Raw genomic sequence first — 8348 nt, 5'->3', positions numbered from 1 at the left:
CACCTCCGCGGTTCCGCACTAGGGTTCCGGAACTTGGCCAACTACATCGCCAGATCCCTACTCGAGACCGGCGGATTCAGACCCCAGCTACACCCTCGATTGTGAAGAGCCCCTTTGCCCGCATCGACGTCCTCGGGCTCGAGGTGCAGGCGCAGCAGGTGTGGCCAGACAAGACCACTTTGTTCTGCAAGCCCGTGCTGCCTGACGACACCTGCCCGTTCTGCGGTGGCACGGGTGGTTGGCATGACAGCTTCATCCGCTGGTTCACGCATCGTTTCCTAGTCAGGAGCCACCCTCACACAACCATCTGACACCTCATGATCTTGGGCAGGGTGGTCATCCACCCCGGCTCCAACAGGAGTGGTATCAGAGCTGGAATGCTGCCCAACCACTAAACGCCCAGCTCTTTAGCGATAGCACCCAACACGAACTCTTCCGCATCCTCCGGTGGCGTCAAGTCAACACCCCCGTCCAATGACTGATGCAATACGAGCCGGAACTTCCCAGAATCTCAAGCGCCGCCCACAGCCGCTTCCGTCGCGTGAACACATGCTTGGATAAGTGCTTCAGCAACGCGCGCCGGCTCCGAGGCCTTTAGCGCTTGGGAACGAGCATCGACAAAATCAGATTCAGAAATATCCCTTGCTTGGCGCACCCATTGCGTTGCTTGATCCGCTAATGACGCGGCGTCCCCCGCTGAGAACTCCCGAGCATTGACACCAATTGTTAGGGCGTCTACCTCTGGCCCCGAGGATGGATGATCAGGAAGCAGCACTGGAACCCCGGCCCTCAAAGCATCCAGCGCCAACAAGCCCATATTGAAAGGGGAAACTACCATTGCTGCAGATTGAATCAACTCCTGCAGTCTTCCCGAATCATAAATCGGACCATGAAAGGTGACGTACCTGGCATTTTCGTGACGTTGCAGATCCGGCAGGCAAGGACCATCCCCGATGACGTGGAGATGGACCAACGGAAACTTATCCCTCAGCAGCCCCACCGCCTCAAGCAGAACTTCTGGCCTCTTAGATTCAGTCAATCTGCCAGAATGCACCAAGACCAAGCGACCATCCCGCTCGGCGGCGATGGCAGACTCCTGCACGCGAACGAACGCCTCTTGAGAAGATTGGTCGTCCCACACCGTGGCATTTGTCCCTACTGCATTCCCCACAATTGTAATACGTTTCCCCTCTATTCCGAGTTCTATCGCAGAATTGCGGTCACGCTCTCCGTAAACAAGCAGTCCTGTCGCAAGATTGCACATTAGCCTGATGAGCGTCCGTCGCAATGAGACCTCACCGACATAACCCAAACGCCCCCATAGAAGCGTAGGGCGTCCAGTAAGCCGCCGTCGAAGGAGGATCGCCCAAGTCGTGACGGAGGAGACTGCGGGCCCGAGCACCGCAACGTCCACGTGTCTCGCGGAAGCTCGAGACTGAACGCGAAGGTCCCACGTGAAGGGTCCTAGCGACAGAGTTCGAGCTTGGCGTAGGGTAGGGAGGTCTTCGGGAGAAAGAGCCCGAACCCCACCTCGAGAGGAGCTCCCAGAAACGATAGAAACTGAGACCCCATCGCCGCTGGCCAGTTGAGCGAGGATCTCGCGACGATAGTGCGGAAACGCGTAATAGTAGAAGAGCAACTGCTTGGTACCCATGGCGCTCTCTAGACCCACTCTTCATGGAAGCTAGGGATTCTCTTCACATGCGTGAACCCGTTGGCGTGGATGTTGTCAATACCACCACGAGACCGAGAAGCCCGTGCATAAGACCAATCCCAGATTAGTTTCCCGTCGGGCCCATGCGTAAAACACCTAGAGACGCAGAACATTTTCTGAACTAACCCCCTGCGTATCGAGGAACAGGGCAGCACTTGAACTCAGGCTCTCGACATCGAAGGAGGAATGGGCCTGCAGAAGAACAACAATATCTGCACCCAGGACCGCTGCTTCCAATTCGCGGGAGCGTTCCAGGGAACCGTCACTGATGGCCCAGTTTTCGACGTAGGGGTCGTAAAACTCAACTCGCGCCTTCTTCTGTCGAAGAATATCGGCCACGGGTATGGCGGGGGATTCACGCTGGTCGGCGATGTCGGGTTTGTAAGTGACCCCGAGCAGGAGGACACGAGATCCGTTAAGTGGTTTCCCAACGTCGTTGAGTGCTTCGACGATTCGATCAACTACATATCTTGGCATGGAGTTGTTGATCTCCTGGGCTAATTCGACGAAACGAAACGGATAGCCGAGCTCTTTTCGAACCTCAAAGGAGAGGTAGTTGGGGTCGATAGGAATGCAATGGCCACCCACGCCTGGGCCCGGCGTGAACCTCATAAAACCAAATGGTTTTGTCGAAGCTCCTCGTATTACTTCCCAAATGTCGATGCCGAGTTCGTGGCAGAACTTTGCCATCTCGTTGACCAAAGCGATGTTAACGTGCCTAAACGTATTTTCGAGCAGCTTGGCAGTCTCCGCCTCCCGAGGCCCACTCAAGACCACCACCTGCTCAACAAACGAGGCATAGAATGCACTTGCGGCTTCGGAGGCTTCCTTTGTCAGACCTCCGACAAGTTTGGGTGTATTTCGAATGCCGAACTTCTTGTCTCCCGGGTTCACCCGCTCCGGACTGAAGGCAACGAGGAATTCTTGATTGGGAGTGAGGTGCGTGCCGCTAGATAGCAGTGGCAGCACGACTTCCTCTGTGGTGCCAGGGTAGGTGGTGGATTCGAGAATGACCGTGGTACCGGATGTCAAGTGGGGGGCGATAGTGGTCACGGCTGCTGTGACGGCGGAGAGGTCGGGTGATCCCGCATCGCCAAGCGGAGTGGGAACGCATATAACGACAATCTGGGAGCGAGACACACAGCTTGGGTCCAAGGTCGCTGCGTATCCCCTTCCCAACATGCGCTCGAGCTGTTGATCGCTGATGTCGTCGACATGTGACTGTCCACGGTTTAACTGGGTGACCACGCGGCTTGATGCTTCCAGACCCCACACGCGCCACCCAACTTCGCTAGCGGCCTCTGCGAGGGGTAAGCCAACGTACCCCTGTCCAACGATGGTGACTGTATCGGTCATTTTCGCTCCTTAGCGGGATCTCAGGTTATGCCGCATCGATAATGCTAGCGGACGATAGAGGTACCGTGCGCTTGGGGAGCGATCAGGCCTGCGTCAGGCGGGTCTGGTTGAACTTGTCACCTGCCAATGCTGTCAAGATGGAACAGATCCGTCACGGTCGTGGTGTCGGGGACGGCCTCGGCGGTGGCGGACTGGTAGCCAGTGAACCCGTCCATGGCCACGATCTCCACCGCGACTCGGAACTCCGGGCTCGGCGCCTCTAGCCAGGTCTTGAACACTTTTTTGCCAGCGGCCCCCGCCCATGTCCAACAGCGTCGCCGGACCGGTGCCGTCCCTAACGGGAGTCAGGTCAATGACGACGGTCACGTACCTGGTCGTCGTGGCGGGTGTGGGGCCAGCAGTGTTCCTCGACCGCGACCAGCTTCACCCCCTCGAGCCTGTCCGGATGGCTGATCAGCACCTGCTGACCAAGGGCTGTGACGGCGTCATGGACGGTGCCCCATGCCCGGCCGCACCGCCGCCACGGCGCTGACCGAGGAATGGTCCATCACCACCTCCTGCAACGCCCACCACGCCGCCGAGGGGCCCGTCGGAAACCTTGCATAAGTGGCCATGGCTTTAGTTGAGACCTAATTGTCCCACCGCCGAGCCGGGCCTACTACGACCGCAAACGGCCCGAGAAGAAGAAACACAGCGCCGCCATCGTCTGCCTCGCCCGCCGACCCTGCGACGTCCTTCACTCTGAATCGCCCCGGGTCTGGTGGAGGCTCTCAACCAGCGAAGGATGAGAGTCATGGCACCACCGAGGAAGTACAGCGTCGAGCTGCACAGCGGGCGACGCGGATGGCGTTGGACGCGAGGAAGGACCCGGAGACGAGTCGTGGCGCGATCAGACGGGTCGCTGACCAGCTTGGGGGATCCACCCCGAAGCGCTGCGCAACTGGGTCCGCCACGCCGAGGTCGATGACGGTCTCCGGCCGGGGATCACCACCGATGACCAGGCCCGGATCACCGAGTTAGAACGCGAGGTCCGGGAGCTGCGGCGGGCCAACGAGATCCTGAAGACCAGCGCAGCTTTTTCGCAGCCGCGGAGCTCGACCGCAAGATCAGGTAGCCCGTGAGGTGCCGGTCGCGTTGGTCGTCGACTACATCGACGCCCACCGGGACCGCATCGTGGAGGGCCGCAGGCTCGCAAGTCGAGCCGATCTGTCGGATCCTGCGGGAAGCAGGGATGCAGATCGCTCCGAGCACCTACTACGCCAACAAGCACCACACCCCCTCGGCGCGGACTATCCGCGACGCTGAACTGGTCAAGGAGATCCGAACCGTGCACAGCCGCAACCTGGGCGTCTACGGCGCCAGAAAGGTCCACGCCGAACTCCAGCGGCAAGGCCAACACGTGGCCCGCTGCACCGTTGAACGGCTGATGAGGGCCGAGGGGTTGCGTGGCATCACCCGCGCAAAGACCCTCCTGTCGACGGCGCTTGAATTCTGGTCAGTTCCGGCGGGGTGGTTTCCAGTGACGGTCGCAATGAGGACGATGTTGAAAGGGGTTCTCGCATGTCGACTCGTCGGGTTCACAAGGGGCCGGGACGCCGGCCCAAGTCATTGGCGCGGAAACGGTTCGTGGAGCTGCTGGCATCGGGGTGGTCGCTGTCGGCGGCCGCCCGGGAGGTGGGAGTGTCGCGCTCTGCTGCGAGTACTTGGAAGAACGGCACCACGATCCGGATGAAGGATGGCACGGTCAAGGTTGTGCCACCCCTTGAGCCACTTGCTGTGCGGGTCATCTCGCCACGATTCCTCTCCGAAGCCGAACGCGTCCAGATAGCTGACCTCGCATCCCAAGGCAGGGGGCCGACCGACATCGCGGCACTGCTGGGCAGATCACCATCCACGATCAGCCGTGAGTTGCGGCGAAATCGTCATCACTCCGGCGAGTATCGACCGTTCCACGCGCATTCCCAGGCTGCTGCCCGCCGCAGGCGGACTCGGCCCCTCAAACTCGCCGGTGACTCCGAGTTGCGGACCTTCGTGACGGCGAAGCTGGCACAACGGTGGAGCCCGCAGCAGATCTCCCGCGCCCTGCGCCGCGACCACCCCGACGACCCACAGCACAGGGTGGCCACCGAGACGATCTATCAGGCGATCTACCGGCCAGCCACCGACATCCTGCGCAAACCAGCCCCCTCACCGCTGCGAACAGGCCGGGATCACCGCCGAGGACACTCCCGTCCCATCCGCGCTCGGCGCCGCTTCGCTCAACCGATGCTGTCGGTCCATGACCGGGGCTTCGAGCCCACCGATCGCAGTGAGGCGGGGCATTGGGAAGGAGACCTCATCTGCGGTATCGAGAACCGGTCTGCGATCGGCACCCTGGTCGAACGGCACACCCGCTACGTGAAGCTGCTCCATCTGCCCGCATTCAACTCATCCGAGATGCATACCGCCCTCGTTCAGGTGCTGCGTGACCTGCCACCGGCGTTGCGGCGAACTTTGACCTGGGACCAGGGCACCGAGATGGCCAAGCACCTCAAGGTAACCCTCGACACCGGAACCCGGGTCTACTTCTGCGATGCAGGCAGCCCTTGGCAGCGAGGCAGCAACGAGAACACCAACGGGCTGCTGCGTCAGTACTTCCCCAAATCCACAGACCTCTCGGGGCACGGTCCCGAGCACCTGGCGTTCGTCGAGCAACAGCTCAACCATCGACCCAGAATGGTCCTAGGTGACCGCACCCCTCACGAACTCTTCCACGCCCTGCTAACGTCCGCTGAACACCCCTCGTTGCGATGACTGATGGAATACAAGGCGCCGAAACTGTCTACTTTTCGAGCGCCGTCGACAACCCTCCACACTACCCGCAGCGACGGCGCCGAGACACCCCGCCCCGAGGACCTGGTCGAGCAGCAGTTCGTCGCCGAGGCCCCGAACCAGTTGCGGGTGGCGGACCAGCGCTGGCGTCCGCACCCACGCCGGCTGGGTCTACGTCGCGTTTATCCTGGACGTGTTCTCCCGGATCGTGCTGGGCTGGCAGGCCCCCTCCTCCCTGCGCACCGACCTGGCCCTGGACGCCCTCGACATGGCCCTGTGGACCCGCCGCCACACCGGAGCCAACCTGACCGGCTGGTCCACCACAGCGACAGTGAGACTGTTACTGCTGGTGTTCTCGGGGGTCCTGACCCTCACAGCGACGGACGCGCGAGGATGTTGGTGCCGGGTGTTCTCGAGGGTTCCTGACTCTCACTCCGATCGACATCTGCTGTCTTTCCTCGGATCTGTCGGTCCCCCGAGAAACCCGGTGAGGTGTCACGCCTCGCCGCCGGAGTGACCTAAGGAGAGCCTGCACCAACTGGTGCTCATCACTGTCTTGTCCGCCGGTCTGGTGGTGCGCGGTGCCGTTCCCCGCCCATGCGAACAGATCGGAGCACGACATGGCCATCATTCCCGACGCCACTGGGAAGCATCAAGCACACCCGCCGGTATTCGCCGGCGTCGACACCCACAAAGAGATCCACGTCGCTGCGGTCGTGGACACTGCTGGCACCCTGCTGAGTACCCACAGCTTCTCCACGACCCGCGCCGGATACCGGGCGTTGCTGACATGGGTGCGCAGCTACGGGGATCCGATCCGGATCGGCATCGAGGGCACCGGCTCCTACGGCGCCGGCCTCACACGACACCTGGCCAAACATGATGTCACGGTCCTCGAGGTTGACCGACCCGATCGATCGGATCGCCGCCGAAGGGGCAAAGACGACGACCTCGATGCTATCAATGCTGCCCGTGCCGCGCTCCATCAACGACGCACCACGATCCCCGAAGTCCAAGGACGGCGCGGTCGAAGCCCTCAGAATCCTACGGATCGCCCGTGCTCAGGCCGTCCGCGAACGACGCAACGCGTTGCAGCTGCTGCGGATGTCGATCGTCGCCGCCCCCGACGAGGTCCGCGATCAGATTCGCAACCTCACCCGGATGCAGCTGATCCGCCATCTCGCAGCCTGGCGACCCGACGGCTCCAACGCGACCGACCCCATGGTCGCCTACCGGATCGCGTTGAGATCATTCGGTCGTCGCTACCTCGAACTCACCGACGAGATCGCCGACCTCGACGACCTCATCAACCCGATCGTCGAAGCGCTCGCCCCAGAACTCCTCAAACGAGTCGGAATCGGCATCGAGGGCGCCGGCCAACTCCTCGTCACCGCAGGCGACAACCCCGACCGGATGAAATCCGAAGCGGCGTTCGCGATGCTCTGCGGCGTCTCACCCCTGCCCGCCTCATCCGGAATGACCCAGCGACACCGCCTCAACCGAGGAGGCGACCGGCAGGCCAACCGTGCCCTCCACCTGGCCGTGATCAGCCGCCTCAGACTCGATCCCAGAACGAAGGCCTACGCCGCGAAGAAGACGGCCGAAGGCCACTCCAAAATGGAGATCATCCGCTGCCTGAAGCGCTACCTCGCACGCGAAACCTACTTCCTCCTCAACCCCGGCATCGACAACATCGCCCCGAACAACAAACCCCGCAAAACCGCTGCTTGACTCTTAGGAGAGCATCCGCGGAGTCCAGTACCGAGCCATCCGCTACACCCAACGTCTCGCCGAAGCCGAGGCCGTCGCCTCCGTGGGCAGCAAGGGCGATTCCTATGACTGTGAGTCTGTTTCTGCCCGATCTCGCAAGGATGGGGTAGTCCTGGCTGGAGTGTTCTGACCCTTGCCTACGATTGGCCCGCAGGTGCCTTGGCGTTGATCTGTCGAGCCTCCAGCCAGGCGCGCAGAGCCGCTGCCGCCGGATCGGGCGTGACCCGATAGGGGCCTGGAGCAGTCATTACAACGCGTCCCATGACAGTCCTGTCCACCCGTCGGCGACAGCGTGAAGACCGCGCTAACCGGTGAAGGAGACAGCAGGATATGGATCAGCTCGAGCCCGCCCGCTCCGGGCACGTCGTGATGGGCGTCGATACTCACAAGCACGTTCACGTCGCCGCGGTGATGGACTCCGTCGGAGGGATCCTCGCATCGTTGACGATCTCGACCGACAGGGCCGGGTTCCGGCAGCTACTTGAGTGGGCGACCGGGTTCGGGAGGATCATCGCGTTCGGGATCGAGGGCACCGGCTCCTACGGAGCTGCGCTCACCTCGTTCATCCGCCGGAACGGGCATAAGGGGCTCATCACAAAGCGGGGTGTAGTGGGTCCGGCGCGTCGTTGACCGGGTAGGGGTCGAGGCCTCCCGATGATGGAAGTTCTCACACTGCCCATCTGGAAGACCTCGACGT

Annotated in this window: 7 protein-coding genes and 2 pseudogenes; 6 read left to right on the top strand and 3 right to left on the bottom strand. The window is 61.8% G+C overall.

Annotation, left to right across the window (positions count from 1 at the left end; translation table 11 throughout):
* Nucleotides 1–311 (top strand): annotated as a pseudogene (locus tag FOJ82_RS15865) (hypothetical protein); the annotation flags it as partial.
* Nucleotides 312–511: 200 nt separating this feature from the next.
* On the opposite strand, the gene FOJ82_RS15860 reads toward FOJ82_RS15865, so the two are convergent.
* The 3 genes from FOJ82_RS15860 to FOJ82_RS15850 all read right to left on the bottom strand — a co-directional run bounded on the left by FOJ82_RS15860 (nt 512) and on the right by FOJ82_RS15850 (nt 3348).
* Nucleotides 512–1264, bottom strand: a complete 753-nt coding sequence (locus FOJ82_RS15860) for a glycosyltransferase (protein WP_185975855.1) — start codon at nt 1262–1264, stop codon at nt 512–514.
* 546 nt (nt 1265–1810) lie between these two features.
* Entirely contained in the window at nt 1811–3070 is a 1260-nt protein-coding gene (locus FOJ82_RS15855; RefSeq protein ID WP_143939473.1) for a nucleotide sugar dehydrogenase, read from the bottom strand.
* Nucleotides 3071–3186: 116 nt separating this feature from the next.
* The gene (locus FOJ82_RS15850) at nt 3187–3348 is read right to left on the bottom strand and encodes a transposase (protein ID WP_143939472.1); all 162 of its coding nucleotides are present in this window, start codon (nt 3346–3348) and stop codon (nt 3187–3189) included.
* Nucleotides 3349–3987: 639 nt separating this feature from the next.
* On the opposite strand from FOJ82_RS15850, the gene FOJ82_RS15845 reads away from it, so the two are divergent.
* From FOJ82_RS15845 to FOJ82_RS15825, 5 genes and pseudogenes are all read left to right on the top strand, one after another.
* Nucleotides 3988–4191 (top strand): transposase, encoded by a 204-nt coding sequence (locus FOJ82_RS15845; RefSeq protein ID WP_143939476.1) that lies wholly within the window; start codon nt 3988–3990, stop codon nt 4189–4191.
* Nucleotides 4192–4301: 110 nt separating this feature from the next.
* Entirely contained in the window at nt 4302–4802 is a 501-nt protein-coding gene (locus FOJ82_RS17075; protein ID WP_143939471.1) for an IS3 family transposase, read from the top strand.
* The gene (locus FOJ82_RS15835; protein WP_425472512.1) at nt 4697–5863 is read left to right on the top strand and encodes an IS30 family transposase; all 1167 of its coding nucleotides are present in this window, start codon (nt 4697–4699) and stop codon (nt 5861–5863) included. The genes FOJ82_RS17075 and FOJ82_RS15835 overlap by 106 nt, the downstream gene beginning before the upstream one ends.
* 638 nt (nt 5864–6501) lie before the next feature.
* A pseudogene (locus FOJ82_RS15830) lies at nt 6502–7612 on the top strand (IS110 family RNA-guided transposase).
* Nucleotides 7613–7981: 369 nt separating this feature from the next.
* The gene (locus FOJ82_RS15825) at nt 7982–8281 is read left to right on the top strand and encodes an IS110 family transposase (RefSeq protein ID WP_221933202.1); all 300 of its coding nucleotides are present in this window, start codon (nt 7982–7984) and stop codon (nt 8279–8281) included.
* Nucleotides 8282–8348: the final 67 nt, after the last annotated feature.

The organism is Tessaracoccus rhinocerotis, from assembly GCF_007197885.1.
Taxonomy (GTDB): Bacteria; Actinomycetota; Actinomycetes; order Propionibacteriales; family Propionibacteriaceae; genus Arachnia; species Arachnia rhinocerotis.
Note: the sequence above shows the minus strand (reverse complement) of the source record. Positions and strands in the feature narration are given on the sequence as shown.

What these genes read in the sequence shown, in the direction of transcription:
- FOJ82_RS15860 (WP_185975855.1), bottom strand. Translation starts at nt 1,264, where the DNA reads ATGTGCAATCTTGCGACAGGACTGCTTGTTTACGGAGAGCGTGACCGC.
- FOJ82_RS15855 (WP_143939473.1), bottom strand. Translation starts at nt 3,070, where the DNA reads ATGACCGATACAGTCACCATCGTTGGACAGGGGTACGTTGGCTTACCC.
- FOJ82_RS17075 (WP_143939471.1), top strand. Translation starts at nt 4,302, where the DNA reads ATGCAGATCGCTCCGAGCACCTACTACGCCAACAAGCACCACACCCCC.
- FOJ82_RS15825 (WP_221933202.1), top strand. Translation starts at nt 7,982, where the DNA reads ATGGATCAGCTCGAGCCCGCCCGCTCCGGGCACGTCGTGATGGGCGTC.